Source organism: Cycloclasticus sp. (assembly GCF_019090545.1).
GTDB classification, from domain to species: Bacteria; Pseudomonadota; Gammaproteobacteria; order Methylococcales; family Cycloclasticaceae; genus Cycloclasticus; species Cycloclasticus pugetii.
Genome location: NZ_JAHRVT010000035.1, coordinates 42,515 through 62,325, shown reverse-complemented (window position 1 = coordinate 62,325; position 19,811 = coordinate 42,515). Strand labels below are relative to the sequence as shown.

The 19,811-nt window shown below is 42.1% G+C and carries 17 protein-coding genes and 1 tRNA gene; 8 read left to right on the top strand and 10 right to left on the bottom strand.

Going from position 1 to position 19,811, the window contains the following annotated elements:
- Positions 1 to 53: 53 nt before the first annotated feature.
- The gene (locus tag KUG63_RS09010; protein ID WP_287554899.1) at positions 54 to 2,609 is read right to left on the bottom strand and encodes an EAL domain-containing protein; all 2,556 of its coding nucleotides are present in this window, start codon (positions 2,607 to 2,609) and stop codon (positions 54 to 56) included.
- Between the two features lie 64 nt (positions 2,610 to 2,673).
- Entirely contained in the window at positions 2,674 to 3,450 is a 777-nt protein-coding gene (djlA, locus tag KUG63_RS09005; protein WP_015006814.1) for a co-chaperone DjlA, read from the bottom strand.
- Positions 3,451 to 3,528: 78 nt separating this feature from the next.
- On the opposite strand from djlA, the gene KUG63_RS09000 reads away from it, so the two are divergent.
- A complete protein-coding gene (locus KUG63_RS09000; RefSeq protein WP_015006815.1) occupies positions 3,529 to 4,419 on the top strand; it encodes a phosphoribosylaminoimidazolesuccinocarboxamide synthase in 891 nt (296 codons plus the stop codon).
- Between the two features lie 64 nt (positions 4,420 to 4,483).
- Here the strand turns inward: KUG63_RS09000 and KUG63_RS08995 are convergent, their stop codons facing one another.
- From KUG63_RS08995 to KUG63_RS08985, 3 genes are all read right to left on the bottom strand, one after another.
- Positions 4,484 to 5,761: an ammonium transporter gene (locus KUG63_RS08995; RefSeq protein WP_015006816.1), complete on the bottom strand. Its 1,278-nt coding sequence runs from the start codon at positions 5,759 to 5,761 to the stop codon at positions 4,484 to 4,486.
- 24 nt (positions 5,762 to 5,785) lie between these two features.
- Complete coding sequence (gene glnK, locus KUG63_RS08990) at positions 5,786 to 6,124, bottom strand: P-II family nitrogen regulator (RefSeq protein ID WP_015006817.1); 339 nt, start codon at positions 6,122 to 6,124, stop codon at positions 5,786 to 5,788.
- A 298-nt stretch (positions 6,125 to 6,422) separates the two neighbouring features.
- Complete coding sequence (locus tag KUG63_RS08985; RefSeq protein WP_287554897.1) at positions 6,423 to 7,115, bottom strand: TorF family putative porin; 693 nt, start codon at positions 7,113 to 7,115, stop codon at positions 6,423 to 6,425.
- A 210-nt stretch (positions 7,116 to 7,325) separates the two neighbouring features.
- Between KUG63_RS08985 and KUG63_RS08980 the strand changes: the two genes are divergently transcribed.
- The 3 genes from KUG63_RS08980 (at position 7,326) to KUG63_RS08970 (ending at position 11,197) form a co-directional block, all read left to right on the top strand.
- Entirely contained in the window at positions 7,326 to 7,574 is a 249-nt protein-coding gene (locus tag KUG63_RS08980) for an accessory factor UbiK family protein (RefSeq protein WP_020162663.1), read from the top strand.
- A 42-nt stretch (positions 7,575 to 7,616) separates the two neighbouring features.
- Positions 7,617 to 9,131, top strand: a complete 1,515-nt coding sequence (locus tag KUG63_RS08975) for a YifB family Mg chelatase-like AAA ATPase (RefSeq protein ID WP_287554896.1) — start codon at positions 7,617 to 7,619, stop codon at positions 9,129 to 9,131.
- Positions 9,132 to 9,193: 62 nt separating this feature from the next.
- Positions 9,194 to 11,197 carry a UvrD-helicase domain-containing protein gene (locus KUG63_RS08970; protein ID WP_287554895.1) on the top strand — a complete coding sequence of 668 codons (2,004 nt, stop codon included), beginning with the start codon at positions 9,194 to 9,196 and terminating at the stop codon, positions 11,195 to 11,197.
- A gap of 1 nt (position 11,198) precedes the next feature.
- On the opposite strand, the gene KUG63_RS08965 is transcribed toward KUG63_RS08970, so the two are convergent.
- Positions 11,199 to 11,678 (bottom strand): c-type cytochrome, encoded by a 480-nt coding sequence (locus KUG63_RS08965; protein ID WP_287554894.1) that lies wholly within the window; start codon positions 11,676 to 11,678, stop codon positions 11,199 to 11,201.
- A 122-nt stretch (positions 11,679 to 11,800) separates the two neighbouring features.
- On the opposite strand from KUG63_RS08965, the gene KUG63_RS08960 reads away from it, so the two are divergent.
- Positions 11,801 to 11,877, top strand: a tRNA-Arg gene (locus KUG63_RS08960).
- A 531-nt stretch (positions 11,878 to 12,408) separates the two neighbouring features.
- Here KUG63_RS08960 and KUG63_RS08955 read toward each other — a convergent pair.
- The 4 genes from KUG63_RS08955 to KUG63_RS08940 form a co-directional block, all read right to left on the bottom strand.
- Positions 12,409 to 14,283: a retention module-containing protein gene (locus KUG63_RS08955; protein ID WP_287554892.1), complete on the bottom strand. Its 1,875-nt coding sequence runs from the start codon at positions 14,281 to 14,283 to the stop codon at positions 12,409 to 12,411.
- Positions 14,284 to 14,386: 103 nt separating this feature from the next.
- Positions 14,387 to 14,623 (bottom strand): type I secretion C-terminal target domain-containing protein, encoded by a 237-nt coding sequence (locus tag KUG63_RS08950; protein ID WP_015006826.1) that lies wholly within the window; start codon positions 14,621 to 14,623, stop codon positions 14,387 to 14,389.
- A gap of 9 nt (positions 14,624 to 14,632) precedes the next feature.
- On the bottom strand, positions 14,633 to 15,040 hold the full coding sequence (locus KUG63_RS08945) for a response regulator transcription factor (RefSeq protein ID WP_041230539.1): 408 nt from the start codon (positions 15,038 to 15,040) through the stop codon (positions 14,633 to 14,635).
- A gap of 121 nt (positions 15,041 to 15,161) precedes the next feature.
- On the bottom strand, positions 15,162 to 15,581 hold the full coding sequence (locus tag KUG63_RS08940; protein ID WP_287554891.1) for a hypothetical protein: 420 nt from the start codon (positions 15,579 to 15,581) through the stop codon (positions 15,162 to 15,164).
- Between the two features lie 40 nt (positions 15,582 to 15,621).
- Here KUG63_RS08940 and KUG63_RS08935 point away from each other — a divergent pair, with 40 nt between their 5' ends.
- From KUG63_RS08935 to KUG63_RS08925, 3 genes are all read left to right on the top strand, one after another.
- On the top strand, positions 15,622 to 17,784 hold the full coding sequence (locus tag KUG63_RS08935) for a type I secretion system permease/ATPase (protein ID WP_287554890.1): 2,163 nt from the start codon (positions 15,622 to 15,624) through the stop codon (positions 17,782 to 17,784).
- 1 nt (position 17,785) lies between these two features.
- Complete coding sequence (locus KUG63_RS08930; RefSeq protein WP_287554889.1) at positions 17,786 to 19,057, top strand: HlyD family type I secretion periplasmic adaptor subunit; 1,272 nt, start codon at positions 17,786 to 17,788, stop codon at positions 19,055 to 19,057.
- A gap of 116 nt (positions 19,058 to 19,173) precedes the next feature.
- Complete coding sequence (locus KUG63_RS08925; protein WP_287554888.1) at positions 19,174 to 19,767, top strand: response regulator transcription factor; 594 nt, start codon at positions 19,174 to 19,176, stop codon at positions 19,765 to 19,767.
- Positions 19,768 to 19,811 lie beyond the last annotated feature (44 nt).

Below are 19,811 nucleotides of genomic sequence, written 5' to 3'. Positions count from 1 at the left end.
ATTTTAACGAGTAGAGTCGTAGAACAACAGTTTTTTATCGCCCCACAAAGGCGTTAGCTTGAAAACACCTTTAATTGCAGTTCATCCAATATCGACAGCAATTCATCTTTGATCTCACGAAGTTCTGCACACTTTTCTTTTGCTTCTTGCTTATGATGCGCTTTATACAATTGTATAACTTGGTCGCCTACGCTGTGTAAACGCCGATGCAGCTTGTCTATAGCTCCAAAGTTGGCTAAGTGACCATACTGCTTTAACCCATCTGAATGATACCAAGCCCCAAAACGGCACCTATTTTCATCACTTAGTAGCGCTTTTTCAGCAGCTAATGTTTCGTCTTCAATTGGGTTCAGTACATTATTAACCCATTCACGAATGTCGTACTGCGCTACCAATAACGGAAACACCTTGAGATCCCATTCCGTTTCTGACCAAACGCTCCATCTCGCATCAGGTGTGAATTTTTCTGACCAAGCCATTACCGCTTCTGCCGGCATTGCCTTTGCGATCCCATCCCCTTGCGCAACATCACAGCCTAAACGCATCAAGAGCCCTCCCTGCTCAGCGGTTTCGACACCCTCTGCTAGCACCTCTCGTTCAAATGTCGTCGCTAAGCTTATAATCGCCTGCACAAGCGCCAGATCTTCTTTATCATTCAAAATATCACTTACAAATGATTGGTCTATTTTTAGCCTATCGGCAGGTAATCGCTTCAAGTAACCTAACGATGAGTACCCTGTACCGAAATCATCCAACGCAAAACGCACACCTAAGCCTTTACAGTTGTTAATAGCTGCCTGTACGTGTTGAATATCCCCCAGCGCTGCCGACTCTAATATTTCTATTTCAAACTTATTTGGCTCCACATTGGCGTATTGCTTTAAGCTATCTCTCAATCGTCTATAAAAACTAGGCAAATGAAAATGTTTTGCTGCAATATTGACGCTCACCGTCCACTGCTTACCCTGCTTTTGCCAAACCGATAGTTGCTCTAATGCTGATGCTATCACCCATTCGCCCAAGCTGATGATTAACTCATGCTGCTCGATGATTGGCAAAAATTCCATTGGTAGTATCAGGCCTTTTTCAGGGTGTCGCCATCGTAGCAAGCCCTCCATACCAACAACCTCAGCGGTTCTCATATTTACTTGGGGCTGATAATGCAGCTCAAACTCACCAGCCGCTAGTGCGCGCTCAATTCGCTTAATAACTTTTTCAGAATCATGCGCTTTTTGGTTCTGCTCCACATCAAACCAATGAATTCTATTTCGGCCTGATTGTTTAGCGTCATACATCGCCTGATCAGCTTGTCGCAATAACGTATCAGCATTTACTTTTTCACCCGAATAGTTTGCCACGCCAATACTGCAAGAGATTTCTATGGTTTTATTATCAATCCGATAAGGCGCAGACACCGCAGCTTTTAAACGATACAAGGCTTGCACTAACGCTGGTTTTTGACTTACCTCACCGATCAAAATAACAAATTCATCACCACCTAACCGGGCAACAGTATCCTCCTGGCGAAGTTGTTTTTTCAGACGGCTTGCCACTTCAATTAATAGTTTATCCCCTACTTCATGGCCATAAGTATCATTGACCGGCTTAAACTCATCTAGATCCATCATACAAACAGCCAAATTAGTGCCATGTCTCGATGCCAAATGAAGCGCCTGCTCAAAACGGTCTGTTAACAAGGCCCTATTAGGCAAACGCGTCAACATATCGTGCGTTGCATGCCATATCATTTCTTCACTGTAAGCTGAATGCTCGGTTGTATCGACGAGTGTAATGACACACCCCGTAGTAAACTCACCTGCCCCCTCTAGAGTAGACATCTTCCCTTGCACAGGGACTCGTTGACCGCCTTTCGTCACAAGCATGACATTACGAGGGAGCTGTTCAACACTATTAAACGATCTACCTTCATCGCTAGAGTAATAACTCAGCAACGTATTCGAGGCTTTTTTTACTAAACAAACCACACGTTTGACCGGCACGCCTATCGCTTCTGAGTAATTCCAACCGGTCAATTGACAGGCCGCCTCATTTATATACGTCACCAGACCATTTTGTGATGCCGTTATGACTGCGTTATCGACGTGCTTCAACGTTAATTCGACGTGTTTTTTTTCAACCTGAAGCGCATTTTGCCAGCGCTGCTGGTGTGATAAGTCAACCAGCGTCACCTGATATAAGGTTTGGTCGGACAAACCTAACAAGCTCATCACCATTTCCACAGGGAACTCGTCATCGCTATCAAATCTTTTACAGATGCATTGAATATTTGCACTACCTTTTGAACTAGCCTCTTGCAGTAAATGGCTAAAAAGTTCTTTTGAAGCAACCCCATTCGGTTGACAGTCTGGCGCCAGCGAAAACAAATGAAGACCCAGTAACACATCTCGAGAAGCTGCATTAAACATCTGCAGCGTGGCCTTATTTAATTCAATCAAGCCGTCATCACAGTACACCATCATTGGGTTAAGATTTAAATCAAATAATTGCTGATAATGACGAACATCATCGCTAAAGTATTGCGCCTCTCTCGTTGGTATTGATTGCAGATTGAGATTTTGTTCATCCATAAACGTTAAACCCTTAGCCATTCCATGGCGAAGCCTTATATATTTAGTGTATTGTCAATTGAATATAGCTCAAACATTAAAAAGCTCAAGCTGCCTTTCGAAGGTCTCTGATGGTATCGTAAGCTTCTGTGATTTGCTGCGTCTTTTCTTTTGCTATCTTCATCATCTCATCAGGTAAGCCTTTTGATACCAATTTATCGGGATGATGTTGGCTAATTAAGCGTCGATACGCTTTTTTTACTTCCGCATCGCTTGCAGACTCACTCACTCCCAGAATAGCGTAGGCCTCTTCTGGTGTTGATCGGCTTTGTTGATGCGCGCCCCGTCGTTGACTCGCTCCCAACATACGCTTTAGCTGCTCATATGCAAACTGAGGAATACCTAAACGTCCACAAATATGCGCTAATATTTGATCTTCCGCATCATCTAGCTCTCCGTCTGCATAAGCTGCTTGAAGCTGCACTTCAATAAACATGCGAATTAAGTTCTTTTGCCGCTGGCAGGCCTGTTTAAATTCATCCAGCTCGGCATCTAAATTAAACTCAGGGGCTTTTCCGCGATTAAATTCATTAACAGCCTCTTTTTTCATCGCCGCGGATAGCTCCATTTGAGCCATTACCTGCTGAGCCATTTGAATTTCTTCTTTAGACACCTGCCCATCCGCTTTAGCAAGGTGCCCCATGATCGCGAATGTAGATTTAAAAAATATCTTTTTTGTTCGTTGCTGGCGCTCTGGATCAAATGGATTCTGTGCCATACCTGTATCAAATTTATGACCAATATAGACACCCAGTAGCGCACCTAAAGCACCAAACGTCATATAACCAAAAACAGCGCCTAATAATTTACCCGTCCATCTCATCGTTTCACACCTTTTACTTGCAAAATTCTTAATAAAATTAGATCATTAGCAGCTTTTTTACTAAGCATACTAAATCAAATGACTATTCCAGCTTCCTTACTCGATGCCAACCTAAACAGCCTGCCACTTATCCATAAAGGAAAAGTTCGCGACATTTATGATATTGATGATAAGCACATGTTAATTGTTACCACCGATCGTTTATCTGCGTTTGACGTTATTCTACCCGATCCTATTCCTGGCAAGGGGATTGTGCTAAACGAAGTCTCCAATTTTTGGTTTGAAAAATTAGCCCACCTAATCCCTAATCAATTATCTAAATTAACACTTAATCAAGTATTAGATGATGAGAAAGACTGCCAGCGCCTTGAAAAACGTGGGATCATCGTAAAAAAACTAAAACCACTACCTATTGAAGCTATCGTTCGTGGCTACCTAATAGGTTCTGGTTGGAAAGACTATCAAAAGTCAGGACAGGTATGCGGTATTCAATTACCTGAAAATTTACAACAAGCCTCACAACTCTCTGAGCCGCTTTACACACCTTCAACTAAAGCAGCAGTTGGCGATCACGATGAAAACATTTCTTACGCAGAGACTATTCAACTATTAGGTGAAGATTTAGCGAAGCAAGTGCGTGATATCAGCTTAACCTTATATAAAACGGCTGCTCAATACGCCTTAGAACGTAATATTATTATCGCTGATACTAAATTTGAATTTGGTTTAGATGACAATGGCGTGCTACACCTTATTGATGAAGTGTTAACACCTGACTCATCACGTTTTTGGGATGCAAAAGAATATAAAGTGGGCACAAGTCCTGCAAGCTTTGACAAGCAGATCGTTCGTGACTACCTAGAAACCTTAGATTGGGATAAAACAAACCCAGGACCTACCTTACCAGCGGAAATCGCAAATAAAACAGCGGCTAAATACCGCGAAGCACAAACACTATTAACTGAGTAAGGTTTCTTTCAAATACAAAAAAGGGCGCTTAAGCGCCCTTTTTTGTACCACTTAAATATGTCGTTTATTTATTAGTAAACTCTGGATATGCTTCCATACCACATTCACTAAGGTCAACACCTTCATATTCTTCTTCAGCTGAAACACGAATACCCATTACAGCTTTCAACACACCCCAAACAACAAGGCTTGCAACAAACACCCAAACAAAAATAGTTGCCGCGCCGATCAATTGACCAGAAAAGCTTGAACCATCATTTGTTAACGGCACCAATAAAAGCCCTAATAGGCCACAAGTACCGTGTACTGAGATAGCACCTACAGGATCATCTATTTTTAATCGGTCAAGTGTCACAATTGATAAGACAACCAAAACACCGCCAGCTGCACCAAATAAAGTAGCTTGCAACGCAGTCGGTGTTGAAGGCTCAGCAGTAATCGCAACAAGTCCTGCTAATGCACCGTTTAATAACATCGTTAAATCAGCTTTACCAAACATTATTCTGGCCATGATTAATGACGCCATCGCACCACCAGCGGCCGCAGCATTCGTGTTTAAAAACACCATCGCTACGGAGTTAGCACTCGCGATATCACCTAGCTTCAACACAGAACCACCGTTAAAGCCAAACCAGCCCATCCATAAAATAAATGTACCCAATGTAGCTAGGGGTAAGTTTGCTCCGGGAATAGGGTGAATTTCACCATTAGCTCCATATTTTCCTTTACGAGCACCCAGCAATAAAACACCTGCTAACGCTGCAGCTGCACCAGCCATATGTACAATGCCTGATCCTGCAAAATCTGAAAAGCCAAGGTCGCCTAGGTTATACATGCCAAAGACATCTGCACCGTTCCATGTCCATGAACCTTCCATAGGATAAATCACGCCTGTCATCACGACAGCAAAGGCCAAGAATGCCCATAACTTCATACGTTCAGCAACCGCACCTGAAACGATCGACATTGCTGTAGCAACGAACACCACTTGGAAGAAAAAGTCTGAGGCATTTGAATATACAGAACCGCCATCAAACCCGGCTTCTTTTGATTCTGCTAAAACAGTAGCTGTCAAAGCATCAGCAGTTGCAGCGCCGTCTAGCTCAATACCACTTAACATGGCACCGCCACCATACATAATTTCATAGCCATACACTAAATACATAATGCATGAAACAGCAAATAACGCTACGTTCTTAGTTAAAATTTCTGCTGTATTTTTTGAACGAACAAGACCTGCCTCTAACATTGAAAAGCCAGCTGCCATCCACATAACAAGCGCACCACACATTAAGAAATAAAACGTATCTAGCGCATATTGTAACTCTAGTATTTGATCCACGTTGAGATCCTCCAATTATTTAAATTAAAGCGCTTCAGCGCCAGTTTCACCAGTACGGATACGAACAACTTTTTCAAGCTCAGTTATGAAAATTTTGCCGTCTCCAATTTTTCCAGTGTTTGCCGCTTTAATAATTGAATCGACTGCTTCCTCAACTTGCTCATCTGACAAGGCAATCTCAACTTTTACTTTAGGCAAAAAGTCCACAACATACTCAGAACCACGATAGAGTTCCGTATGACCCTTTTGGCGACCGAAACCTTTAACTTCAGTGACGGTAATGCCGGAAACCCCAATATCAGATAACGCTTCGCGAACATCATCTAATTTAAAAGGCTTTAATACAGCTGTTACTAGTTTCATTATTGTTCCTCTTTTCTTTGATGTCTTATTGACGGGGATAATAATGCATAGGGCATGCCATATTTAAAAAAACGTTAATATTCAAATAGTTAACTGATAAAAAGCCGAGCGAGGAAAACTCTAAAATCAAATATTGCCCCATATTAGTGCAGCCAATGAACCAGCTATAACCAGTTTATTATTTACGTTGGGCATAAAAAAACACCCCTCAAGGAGGGGTGTTTTTAAACTGCTTAACTCATTACCCGTTAGGGTAAAACAAGTTAAATAAGCAGAGAAGCTCTGCTTGAACTCAGTCTTATAGAGACTTAGAAACAGTTAATACATATGCAGCATCGTCAGATGCACCACGTGCATCGCTTACATTGTCTGAGTTAGTATCAACATCTGTGTAAGCAACTTCTACATCAACACCCATGTAAGTAGTAGATGCAGCTAATTTCCAATCCCAGTAGTCACTTGAGTCAGCTTGTAAATCATAGTAGCCAACATGAGCAGCAAAAGCGATACCGTTGTACTCGCCAAGATCAAGACCTAGGTCTGTGTAGTTACCTGAACGGTAATCACCAAGGTCATCGCTGCCTAAATCAACACCAAAATACTGAGTCAAAGAAGCAGGACCCATTGATAGACCTACATAAACCTCTGTAAAATCAGTCTCCGTTCCTGATGTAGGGTACGCATAATGAATAGCACCAACATCAACACCAACGCCCTTGAATTCACCAGCCCAACCAGCATAAAGGTCTAACTCCATGCTTTCGTCAGAATCAGAACCAAAATCAACATTTGAACCCCAAGCACCCGCATATATACCGTTACCAAAGTCCGCATCAAATCCACCTTGAATCGCTGGTGAACCGTCAGTTTGAGACATACCACGCCAGATATAGTCTGTTGTTAAAGCAACGTTGCCGCTGATTTCGATAGCACTTGCTGCACTTGAAGCAACCAATAAGCCAGCAACTGCAGTTGTTTTTAATAATTTCATTTTCATTCCTTGTTGTTGATAAATTATGATACCGTCCAAGCTTTAAAGTGTTTTTTGCATAAACGGTATTTGTTGTTATTGTAGCACAAATGGCCAAAATCAAGCTTTTTTACTAAAAAAAAAACAACAAAACCGCACTAATTACGGCCTTTTTTGTTTTTCACGCACCTAACCGGTGCATTAACTAAATTTCATATACCCTATATAGCTATGATTAACCCAACTATAATTGAAAGCATTACCCAGTCGCTGATCGACCACTTACCCAACGACCTTGCAAGCATTAAAAGTGAAACCGAAAAAAACTTTAGATCAATTTTGCAACAACAGTTTGCTAAGTTAGACTTAGTTACGCGTGAAGAGTTTGATGTACAAAGTGCTGTGCTTGCGAGAACACGTGAGAAGTTAGATGCGCTTGAACAAACTCTTAATGAATTGACGAAAAACAATAACACCTAAAGCTTCCTCATTAAATCATGCTGTTAAGGAAAGGATTCCACCATGTCACTAGCTACTACTCTAACGCGCAGCTCCACTGGCATTAATGCGCCATTAGTAACCGTTGAAGCGCACCTAGCAAACGGTTTACCCAGCCTAAATATTGTTGGCTTACCTGAGGCGGCTGTTAAAGAAAGTAAAGATCGCGTACGCAGCGCTATTCTCAATTGTCAATTTGAGTTTCCTGCTAAGCGCATCACCATTAACTTAGCACCTGCTGATTTACCCAAAGAAGGCGGGCGATTCGATTTACCCATAGCGCTTTGTATTCTTGCAGCCTCGGGCCAAATACCCAACGACAAACTGCTTGATTATGAGTTTCTTGGCGAATTATCGTTAAGCGGTGAATTAAGAGCCATTAAAGGCGCATTACCCACAGCTATAGCCTGCCAAACAAGCCATCGAACACTCTGCTTACCCACCCATAATCAACACGAAGCAGCGCTCATCTCAAGTGTTGATATTATTGGCGCTCCTCATCTGCTAGCTGTTTGCTCGCACCTTCATGGACAGCAAGAACTACCTCTTTTTAAACCTAAAAATGATGTAACCTCTCCCTCAATAAATACTCTCGACTTTTCAGACGTTCACGGGCAACAACACACCAAACGCGCACTAGAAATTGCCGCTGCTGGACGCCACAGCCTATTAATGCTTGGCCCCCCAGGAACCGGCAAGTCAATGCTTGCAGCTCGATTACCAAGCATCTTGCCGCTACTAAGCGAAGAAGAGGCCATTGAGACCGCCTCAATTTACTCTATTAGTCAGCACAACCTTGATACTCACCAGTGGCGGATGCCTCCTTTTAGATCTCCTCACCATAGCGCATCATCTGTTGCTTTAGTCGGTGGTGGCAGTTCGCCAAAACCCGGCGAAGTATCACTCGCGCATCATGGCATTTTATTTTTAGACGAGCTCCCCGAATTTGACCGTAAAGTATTAGAGGTATTACGCGAACCTATTGAAAATGGAAAAATATCCATCTCCCGCGCTAACCACCAAACAGAATTTCCTGCTCGCTTCCAACTTATCGCCGCGATGAACCCATGCCCTTGCGGTTACCTTGGTGATACTTCTCAACGATGCCAATGTAACCCTGTTCAAATCAGCCGTTATCGAAACAAAATATCCGGCCCCTTGCTCGACAGAATTGATATGCATATTGAGGTACCCCGTATTTCCAGTGAAATGCTACGTAAAGGCACTAACGGAGGTGAGCAAAGTAGTGCACAAATTGCTTTACGGGTGCAACACTCGCAAATAAAAGCACTAAAACGACAAGGTCAACTCAACGAATTATTATCCACTGCACAAATCAAACAACATTGCCAAATAAGCGATGAAGATCATCAGCTACTAGAGCAGGCAATTGAAAAACTGGGTTTATCGCACCGTGCCTATCATCGCATTTTACGTGTCTCGCGAACCATCGCCGATATGGACCATCAAACTAATATTCAACGCCACCACTTAACTGAAGCCTTAAGCTATCGCCGCATGGATAAACGCGTCACATAAAGCGCTGAAAATATCATAAAGAACGAGTAAAATTTGCTCCCAAACTCATCTTTTAAGTCGCCGTGCCCAAACTAAACCCAGAACAACACAAAGCTGTTATCACAACGGACACCCCCTTACTTGTTATTGCAGGTGCTGGCAGCGGAAAAACCCGCGTCATTACCGAAAAAATATCACACCTTATTAGTAACGGTGTTGAAGCCAAACATATTACCGCCGTTACCTTTACCAATAAGGCGGCAAGAGAAATGCGTTCACGTGTTGACAAACTCTGTTCGTCAAAAAAAACAAAAGGCATTCGCATATCAACATTTCACTCCCTAGGTCTTGATATTATTCGCAAGGAGTATCAAACACTTGGCTTTAAAAAGAACATTAGCATTTTAGATGAACAGGATAAATTTAAGGTCCTACAAGATATTTTAGATAATAGCCAACATCAGTTAGATAAAGCTCAAATATCACCTCTTTCGTGGCAAATATCCGACTGGAAAAACCAAGCGATCTTGCCAGCACAAGCCATGTCTTTAGCTGAAGACGCTCAACAGCAGTTTGCTGCTGCATTATATGAACAATATCAGCAATATAACCGCGTATGCAATGCGGTCGATTTTGATGATTTAATCTTAACGCCGTTAGTCCTTTTTAACGAACACCCGTCAGTATTAGAAAAGTGGCAAAACAGTACTCGTTACCTTTTACTCGATGAATATCAAGATACAAACACCACGCAATATGAGTTTTTTAAGCATTTAGTTGGCGCCATAGGACAATTCACCGTCGTTGGTGACGACGATCAATCCATTTACGCGTGGCGAGGGGCTAACCCAGAAAACCTCTTCACACTAAAAAAGGATTTCCCTAGATTAGAGATCATTAAACTCGAACAAAACTATCGCTCTAATCAACGTATTTTAAAAGCAGCTAACCAACTCATTAGTAACAACCCGCATTTATATGAAAAGAACCTTTGGAGCAACATTAAAAGTGATGAGAAAATTAACGTCATCAGATGTAAAGATGAGTTTTCGGAGTCACAACAAATCGCGGCCGAAATTTCTCGTATAAAATTTAAACACCGGGCCAGCAATGCTGACTTTGCTATCCTCTACCGAAGCAACCACCAAGCAAGACTGTTAGAAAAAAGCCTACGGGAATTATCGTTACCGTATGCCATCAGCGGCGGCACTTCATTTTTTTCCCATGCTGAGATAAAAGACACCCTGTGTTATATCAAACTGCTTATTAACCCAGATGACAACAGTGCTTTTCTCCGAGTTATTAATACACCCCGCCGTGAAATTGGCACCAGCACTGTCGAAAAACTCGCCCTTTATGCCAATAGTCGCCACATTAGTTTATTTGATGCTTGTTTTGAAATAGGGCTTGAACAACAGTTAAATGAACGAACCTATTACAAACTGCGCTCTTTCTGCGACTGGATTGTTAGCTTATCTGATAGAACACAACAAGAAGACCCGATTGCCATCCTTCATGAAATGCTTCAACACATTGAGTATTACGATTGGATTAAAACTCATGCCAATAGCGACAAACAGGCAGAAAGAAAAATAAACAATGTATTAGAGCTAATAAAATGGATTGAAAACAGCGCTAAAAAGTCACAAGAAGAGCGCAGCTTGGGCGATATTGTGTCACGCATGATGTTGCTCGACAGCTTAGAGCGCAACGAGGAAGAAGAAAAAACTGACCAAATAAAACTCATGACCTTACACGCCGCAAAAGGACTTGAGTTCCCTTACGTCTATTTAATTGGCATGGAAGAAGGGATTCTGCCGCATCAAAATAGTATTGATACTGAACAAATTGAAGAGGAACGCCGACTGGCTTACGTTGGCATTACAAGAGCCCAACAACAGCTCACCTTTAGTTATTGCGCGCAACGAAAGAAATACGGTGATGTTTCATCAACAGAACCCAGCCGTTTCTTAACCGAACTGCCCGTCGACGATTTAGATTGGGCCGCCGTCCAAAAGAAAAACCCAGAAGAACAAAAGAAAAAAGGCCAGGAAAGCCTGGCCCTTATGAAAAGTTTATTAAATTAAGTTACTGACTTCTCTCAACCATATAATCAATAGCTGCGGTCACATCTGCATCAGATAATTGAGCAGAACCACCTCGTGCAGGCATGCCTTTAAAACCTTTGGTCGCGTGCTCAAAGAGCACTGATTCACCTTGTGCAATACGAGGCGCCCAAGCTGCCACATCACCTGTTTTAGGTGCGCCCGCCACTCCTGTTGAATGGCAAGCCATACACGCCGTATTATAAACTTGCTCTGCGGACATAGGTTCCTTTGCAACCACCACTGGCGGCTCAACAATTGGACTAGCTTTTTTAGCTTCGGCTAACGTTGTTGCTAACTCACCTAAAGGTTTAATTCTATCTAAAACCTTTTTTTCTGCTGCTGCAGACATTGGCTTCTCGTCAACCAAACCAATCGCTACAAAAGAAATTACAATAGCAATAATAACTAACACACCTATCGTGACACCTAGGTCACTTAAAATTTTCTTATCTTCACTCACGTACTAACTCCAATTTAGTGATATTTTTTCAGGATTATAAACCCTTAGCCTATAAACCCGAAGAAAAAACAGTTCAATCTTTTATCAACATATCACGTTATAATACTGCAACAATATACAAAGCGCTCGTAGCTCAGCTGGATAGAGTGTCGCCCTCCGAAGGCGAAGGTCGTGGGTTCGACTCCCGCCGAGCGCACCAAATTTTTCCTGTCGCAATAACTCTTGTTATCTAACTCCCCATGTAAAATAGTCGCCATAATTCGGTCTTAATAACATTTTTACCAAACAAAACTTAATAGCGACGAAACCATCGAGGATTCCGTTGGTAGACACACACTAAAAAAAGGAATTAAAGAAAAAAGACCGTTGATATTAAAATATTTCGAATCTCTCGGTAAGTCATATTATACGTCACTCATACAGCATACAGCCTTATGAAAACACTTAAGCATAAATAAAACTCAACAACCAGCAAACCTAAATATTAGAAATAAACACACAATACGATCTAACCAAAAATGCTAAACGCCTATCTGCTAGTCAATCATTTTATAGTTAATAAAAATCAAAGAACCATCCATCAGGAAAATGCGAGACATTTTAAAGGTGCTTAAAGCACATTTCAACACATGCTTTTATACGTTTAACCAACCACCTTCGCAATAATCGACCACTTCAATCAAACCAGCCTACTATCTTTAACCTCACATTACTTGCTCAAACCTATAACTCAAGGTAAGTCCATGGGTTCTGATTCGCTCAACACTTGGTTAAGGTCAAAATTTATATTGACATTTAAAACCGATGCCACCATGTCACCATCACCATCTGACGCAGTAACATGAACATCGATACCTACATCTACATCATCAGCCCCATCATCAATTGGGCCTAATATATTAATATCATAGTCACCGTCTAAAATACCGTCGATTGTAAGAACGTCAACACCTTGTGCCGTACCGAGAACCTGATCGTTTAAACCGTCTGAGTCCGAGTCCTTTGCAACAAAGGTAATTGAATTCCCGTTTGAAGTCAGAGCACCACTGGATACAATATCACCTGCGTCAAAAGTAAAGTCTATGGCTCCTGGACCGTCCGCTCCAAACGTTACAGAATCTATCACATCACCTGTAACAGTTACTTTGCTCCAGTCCACATTGATATTGACATCATTGTAGTCACCATCTCCGTTTGGAATCTGCAAGTCCTCCCAGTTTTGGTTGCCGATTAGCCCGTTATCAACCATATGGTCTTGGCCATCTTTATTGAGCTCTGCAAGATCAAATAGAACATGAGAGCCTCTACCCAAAAGAGGTGTCGCGCCTGCAAAAGCTTGCCACTGCCCACCTACTTCTTGAAACGTAACTGTCTGATTATTATCTATCTTGTTAAGCTGATCCCCATTAGGAATCAAAAAATACCCTATCTGCTCTTGACTATAACCAGTAACCGTTATTGGATCGAACCCAGCATGAGTATGGTGGACATCAGCGGCAATAATGACCCCAGAAGTTGGGTAATTGGAGCTAACCGTTCCATCAGGGTTCAGTGTTTTAACATAGTAGCCATAACTATTATGGTAGCCTGCCGAACTGACCTCATCATGATTAACAATTGTAAACTCAGAGGCCTCTGCACTAGACTGCCCTTTCACAAGAATAGGGCCATCATCATTAATAGCAATATCTAGTTTAGTCATTGCTGATGCCTTTGGGTTTGAACCTGAGACACGCACAGAAAAAGACTCACCTAATACTTGGTCATTCACACCTGTTACATTTGTGCCGGCATGCATTACATTATTCTCTAGCGTGTACCCCCAACTATAGACACCACCAGATTCACTGATAGTTAGAACACCATTATTACCTTGTATAACACTACCATTGCTCACAACTACCCAAGCACCATCTTTGCCTTGAACTTCAATTTGTCCAGGTGTGTTACTACCTACATCATAAGTAAACATGCCCGTGGTTGTTTCTGACCCATCACTATTATTAGTAGCATCACCGTCAGATAGTTCACCTGTACCTGTCTCCAAGCCTCGCTCATCAACCATGCCACTTGTCACGCTAATTGTTGGCACTTCATCCAGCTTCTCAGGTTCATCTTCAACAGGGGGTAGCTCTTCATCTGGTTGTAAAAATTCTTGGCTTATTCCAGTTGTATCGTGCCCTGATGTTACTGGCGCCTTTGGATTCAAATAATCCACACTGACAATGCTGTGACCGTTATTACCCTCTGTTCCGCCTGCGGCCGGCCCAGCTGCTGTAGCTGGTAGCTCCGCTGTTGGGTCAAAGTCTGGGTTATTTGCTAATGCTTCTTGCAGTGCGGCAACTTCGTCGTTGGCATCTGCTCGGTTTTGCGCTATTTGCTCACCTTCTTGATTGAGCACGTCTTCGTTTAACACGATACTTGAGTTACTACCCAAGTCTAAGACAGTACCATCGGTAAAGGCAATCACGATAACGCCGTCGCCTGTGACAATCTTTTCATTTTCAGCGACTGTATCGCCTATGCTTAAAATGCGCTCCGTTCCGTCTTCTGCGATTACTTTAACAATCCCTGTTACTGATTGTACTGTGCCTACATTAGCCATGGTGTTTCTCCGATCCGTTGGTTTTTACATTCTTAATAATAGTGAGTATTGCTTACGTTTACTGGTTTATCTATTGTACTAAAGTACTAAATTTACTTATTTTTTATGACTCTGGTGGTATATCGACCAAACAATGAAGGTCGGTTAACGTTACACCAGTTAATGTTGATGAGTAGGTTGCCGGCTGATCTTCCACCGTGGTGACACTAATTTTTGTGCCTTCACTCAATGCTTCTAATGAAATAGACACATAATCACTCAGAATATCATTGCTTTCGTCAACCAACAGATCCAGCAGGTCTAATGCCTCTGGTTCGTTACTAGTTACATCATTTGCCATAATCTTGTCCTATTTATGCGCCCGCAATGTCTCAAGCAATGTGGCGGTCATTCGACGCGTTATCCATGCCTCACCAGCATTCATGGCCGCCAATAGTTTATTGCTATATTGCTTTAATCCGCTTAATGATTGATAGCCTTGCGCACCAGCCAGTAAGCATGCTAATACCGTCTCTTCATCAAGCTTGTCAGCGATAACAACAACCTTGCTTTTTGCGTTAGTGTTAACGATTAACTTTACATATTCTTCAGTTTGCTCTTTTCGTACATTGTAATGCAGCAATACAACGACTGATGCCGCGTTATCAATGACATTCAATGCCTTAACCTCATCATCAATCGTTTGAATACAAGCATTATCACCTAACAACAATGAGGTGATTTGATCTGTTGTGTCGATTACCAGTGCATCTATCATTGTTGAGGCCAAACGTTCATTGCTGCTAAGTTAACCGGAATTTTAGGTCAGCCGCTTGAGACTGGCTATTGTACTAAGGTACTAATTTTGAGTTTTTATACCTTAAGACCACAAGAAGTGATTACAAGATATTATCGTCATCCCCAATGAGATTACTTAAGGCATTAACATCATGGCGTAATTTTTTACGTTTATTAAGCTTATCTTGCACCGCCTCTGGCAATTCAGTAAAAACGAATACCTGCTTTTCCATTAACATATCTACCAAATCCTCAACCACACGTACCATTTCACTATCAGAGCGGCTCAAAGATTCCTTAAGCTTATTGGCTTGAGATGGTTTTCTTAGAAACTCAATAACATCCGCATGGCCGACATCAAGCCACTCTCCATTAGCCTTATCGCAGACATCTAATAATTCCGTCACTTCGCCGTGCTCGTTGCGATTAACATAAGGCATATTGGTAGCTCCGATTGCATTTTCTGAAATTTGTTCTAGTATCACTAAATCAAAACCAATAATCAAACTTTCTACACTCAACAGGACGCTGGAGCTTTATTTCACACAATATGGATAAAAAATGACCATCGTCGCGCATAAACAAAACACTGAAAATGCCACCGTTATAACAAGCCAAGATGACCCCTTATTATTGGCACTATTATCTGTGTGCAAACTCTTAAACACACCCCATTCCGCTGACTCGTTAACCTCTGGCTTACCCTTGGTTGATAATAAGTTAACGCCCGCTCTTTTTGTAAGAGCCGCCCAACGCGCAGGGTTTTCAACGGGTTTAGTACGCCGTCCTTTGACGGAAATATCTAACTTAGTTTTACCGGCCGTTTTATTATTAAAAGACAATAAAACTTGCGTATTAGTCTCAAAGCAAACAGATACTTACACGCTTGTCTTACCGGAAACAGACAGTGGTGAGAAAACTGTCGCTTTAGATGTCTTGGAAGATATGTACACCGGCTCTGCCTTCTTTATTCAAATCAGTCATACGTTTGATGAGCAAACAGCCGACTCTGTTATTCCTAAAGCAACGCACTGGTTTTGGGATGTTATTTTCAAATCTTGGCCAATTTATGGTGAGGCCCTAGCAGCCTCATTACTCATCAACTTATTCGCTCTAGCATCTCCACTATTTATAATGAATGTGTACGATCGAGTAGTACCCAACCACGCCTTAGAAACGCTTTGGGTGCTGGCGATTGGTGTTACCATAGTTTTCATTTTTGATTTCATTATGAAAGGGTTACGAGGTTATTTTATTGATGTTGCAGGCAAACGCTCCGACGTCATTTTATCCGCCACTATTTTTGAAAAAGTAATGGGCATTAAGATGGAAAACCGCCCCAAGTCTGTAGGCGCCTTTGCCAACAACTTGAGTGAGTTTGAATCCTTTAGAGACTTTCTCACCTCGGCGACTCTCACCACCTTAATTGACCTGCCTTTCCTATTTATATTTTTAACTGTTATCTACATGCTCGGAGGGGATTTAGCACTCGTCCCGTTAACTGTTTTACCACTGGCGATACTGGTCGGTGTTATCGTTCAAAAACCACTAAAAAACACCATCAATGAGCTATTTAAATATTCTGCTCAAAAAGGCGCTACGCTAGTTGAATCATTAAGCAATTTAGACTCCATTAAAAGCGCTGGCGCAGAAGGGCAAATGCAGGGCAAATGGGAACAAAACATAGGACAGATTTCCCGTCTTGGCCTTAAATCACGTTTTTATTCCTCTATTGCCGTTAACATAACCGCTTTTTTAACGCAAATGGCATCCATTTCCGTGGTTATTTTTGGTGTATATAAAATATCGGAAGGTAACCTTACTACGGGTGGCTTGATTGCCTGCACTATATTAACGGGCCGTGCGTTAGCACCTGTTGGACAAGTCGCGTCGTTGCTCACTCGATACCACCAAGCTCGCGCATCGTTGGATACCTTAACCAAAATGATGTCGTTACCGGTCGAACGTGAGCCGGGTAAGAAATACTTACACCGCCCTACATTCAAGGGCGATATTGAATTTAAGGGCGTTTCATTTAGCTACCCTGAGCAACCCGTTAAAGCGCTCGATAATATCTCATTTAATATAAAAGCTGGCGAACGCGTCGCCTTCATTGGTCGCATCGGTTCTGGCAAAAGCACCATTGAGAAACTCATGCTTGGTATGTATGAACCACAAGAAGGCTCCATTTTAATTGATGGCACGGATATCCGACAAATTGACCCTAGCGACCTTCGCAGACAAATTGGTTATGTACCACAAGATATCTCATTAATGTTTGGCAGCGTTAAAGACAATATCACGCTTGGCTCGCGCTATGCCGACGATGCCTCTATTTTACATGCCGCTGAAGTTGCTGGCGTTACCCAATTTGTTAATCGCCACCCAAAAGGGTTTGATATGCCGGTGGGTGAACGTGGCGCCGCCTTATCTGGCGGGCAGAGACAGAGCGTTGCTGTTGCTCGATCTTTACTGCTTTCCCCGCCCATCTATATTATGGATGAGCCTAGCAACTCGATGGATAACAGTACGGAAGAACAGTTCAAGCAAAACTTAGCGAAACAACTGGCCACACAAACGCTTATTTTGGTCACTCATCGGGCCTCTTTGTTAACATTAGTTGATCGATTGATCGTAATGGACGGCTCTAAAATTATGGCCGATGGTCCCAAAGAAAAAGTGCTCGAAGCCTTAAAGAAGGGTCAAATCAAGGTTTCAAGCTAACATGTCAGATAAAATATCAGTGAGCAACATGAAGCACCAGCTCCACCCAGAAGATCGAATTTATATCACCGATGTCAATGCCGTCAGCCTATATGGTGCCTCGACCAGAAGCCACCTACTTTTATGGGTGTCTTTTAGCTTCGTCATTATAGCCCTCATTTGGGCTAGCTTCGCTGAGCTCGACGAAGTAACCCGAGGCTTAGGAAAAACGACACCATCGAGTCAAATTCAAGTCATCCAAAACTTGGAAGGTGGTATTTTGGCTGAAATTTTGGTTAAAGAAGGCCAAACGGTAGAAAAAGGTCAACCACTGCTGCAACTCGACGCCGTTAGATTTTCATCCTCTCTCAATGAAAACAAACTTAAATTTTATGAATTACTCGCCGCCACGGCGCGTTTATCAGCAGAAGTCGAAAACAAACCGCTCGTTATACCTCCTGAGGTTATCAGCATTGCGCCTGAGATTGCCGACAATGCAAAACAACTCTTTGATTCTCGCCGCAGCGAGTTTAATGCCAGCACCAAGTTTTTACGCGAACAAATTAGCCAACGCTTAAGAAGCTACTCACTCTTAAAAGAAGAATTAGATATGTCAGCTCCCCTAGTGGATGAAGGCGCCATGTCTAAAGTTGAGTTACTTCGTATCAAACGAGAACTTAACGAAATATATGGCCAATTAACCGAAGCAAGAAATAAATTAGCAGAAACTAAAATAAGCTTTCAAACCAAGGCTCTAGAGGAGCTCAACCAAACTAAAGCCGAGTTAGATAGAACCAGTGAATCCACCTTAGCACTAGAAGATCGCGTGACTCGAACTCGCGTGCTCTCACCCGTAAAAGGCATTATTAAACAGTTAAAAGTAGCCACCATTGGCGGGGTTATTCAGCCTGGCATGGACTTAGTTGAAATTGTTCCGTTAGAAGACAAACTTCTCATCGAAGCCCAAATTAGGCCGGCTGACATCGCCTTTCTCCATCCTGGACAAAAAGCCATGGTAAAACTAACTGCTTATGACTTTTCTATCTACGGTGGACTCGAGGCGAAACTAGAACATATCAGCGCCGATAGCATCATTAATGAAGAAGATGGTGAAAGTTATTATATAATTCGCCTACGTACCAATAAGAACTATTTAGAAAAAAATGGTGAAAAGTTGAATATTATCGCCGGTATGACCGCAAATGTTGATATTCTGACTGGCAAAAAATCTGTGTTAGATTATATCCTTAAGCCTATTTTAAAAGCGAGAGATCGCGCTCTAAGAGAACGTTAACATGCATTCACCGCTCCACAACCCTACCCTTCTTCACTTTAACCTAATTAAACCGTAAGCAAACAACGTCTTAATAAATCATGCATCGCGTCGCTATCTTTTCTAACAATTCGACCTTGATCAAACTCTGGTCACATGCGCTTATTAGTCACTTTGACATTTACACCGCCGTTAATACACAGGAGTTTAAAGACGCATCTGTCGTTGTGATCGATTCGCAAATGATTGACGTCGATAAAAAGCTAGCTCACATATTTTCCAGCCACCCAGCACACTTTCTTATCGTTGGAAAAGGCTGGTCTGAAAACAAACAAATTAATGCTTTAGTTAATGGTGCTGCAGGCTATTGCGGAGAATTAGAACCACCTAAGTTGTTATTGCAAGCCGTTAACAGCGTCCTAAAAGGAGAGATTTGGATTCAACGTCACCTAGTTCCTAGGGTCATTGGCACTTTAATTAAAATGAAACCCGTACCAGCACAAATACTTGATAGCCAAAAATCAATTGAGTCTTCAGCGTTGATCAACATGTTATCTTCTCGTGAACGCGAAGTCGCTAACATGATACGAGATGGTGAAAGCAATAAAGCTATTGCGAATTGTTTAAGTATTTCTGAAAGAACAGTAAAAGCCCATTTAACATCCATTTTCAAAAAGCTAAATGTGGCCGACAGGCTACATTTAGCGCTATATATCAAAGATTATGGTTGACCTGACTTTACGCTTAAGTTAACTTCGAGTTAACGGAGCCTAAT

Bases quoted from the DNA above. Each gene is read 5' to 3' on its own strand.
- KUG63_RS09010 (WP_287554899.1), bottom strand. From the start codon at position 2,609: ATGGCTAAGGGTTTAACGTTTATGGATGAACAAAATCTCAATCTGCAA.
- djlA (WP_015006814.1), bottom strand. From the start codon at position 3,450: ATGAGATGGACGGGTAAATTATTAGGCGCTGTTTTTGGTTATATGACG.
- KUG63_RS09000 (WP_015006815.1), top strand. From the start codon at position 3,529: ATGACTATTCCAGCTTCCTTACTCGATGCCAACCTAAACAGCCTGCCA.
- glnK (WP_015006817.1), bottom strand. From the start codon at position 6,124: ATGAAACTAGTAACAGCTGTATTAAAGCCTTTTAAATTAGATGATGTT.
- KUG63_RS08985 (WP_287554897.1), bottom strand. From the start codon at position 7,115: ATGAAATTATTAAAAACAACTGCAGTTGCTGGCTTATTGGTTGCTTCA.
- KUG63_RS08980 (WP_020162663.1), top strand. From the start codon at position 7,326: ATGATTAACCCAACTATAATTGAAAGCATTACCCAGTCGCTGATCGAC.
- KUG63_RS08975 (WP_287554896.1), top strand. From the start codon at position 7,617: ATGTCACTAGCTACTACTCTAACGCGCAGCTCCACTGGCATTAATGCG.
- KUG63_RS08955 (WP_287554892.1), bottom strand. From the start codon at position 14,283: ATGGCTAATGTAGGCACAGTACAATCAGTAACAGGGATTGTTAAAGTA.
- KUG63_RS08950 (WP_015006826.1), bottom strand. From the start codon at position 14,623: ATGGCAAATGATGTAACTAGTAACGAACCAGAGGCATTAGACCTGCTG.
- KUG63_RS08945 (WP_041230539.1), bottom strand. From the start codon at position 15,040: ATGATAGATGCACTGGTAATCGACACAACAGATCAAATCACCTCATTG.
- KUG63_RS08935 (WP_287554890.1), top strand. From the start codon at position 15,622: ATGACCATCGTCGCGCATAAACAAAACACTGAAAATGCCACCGTTATA.
- KUG63_RS08930 (WP_287554889.1), top strand. From the start codon at position 17,786: ATGTCAGATAAAATATCAGTGAGCAACATGAAGCACCAGCTCCACCCA.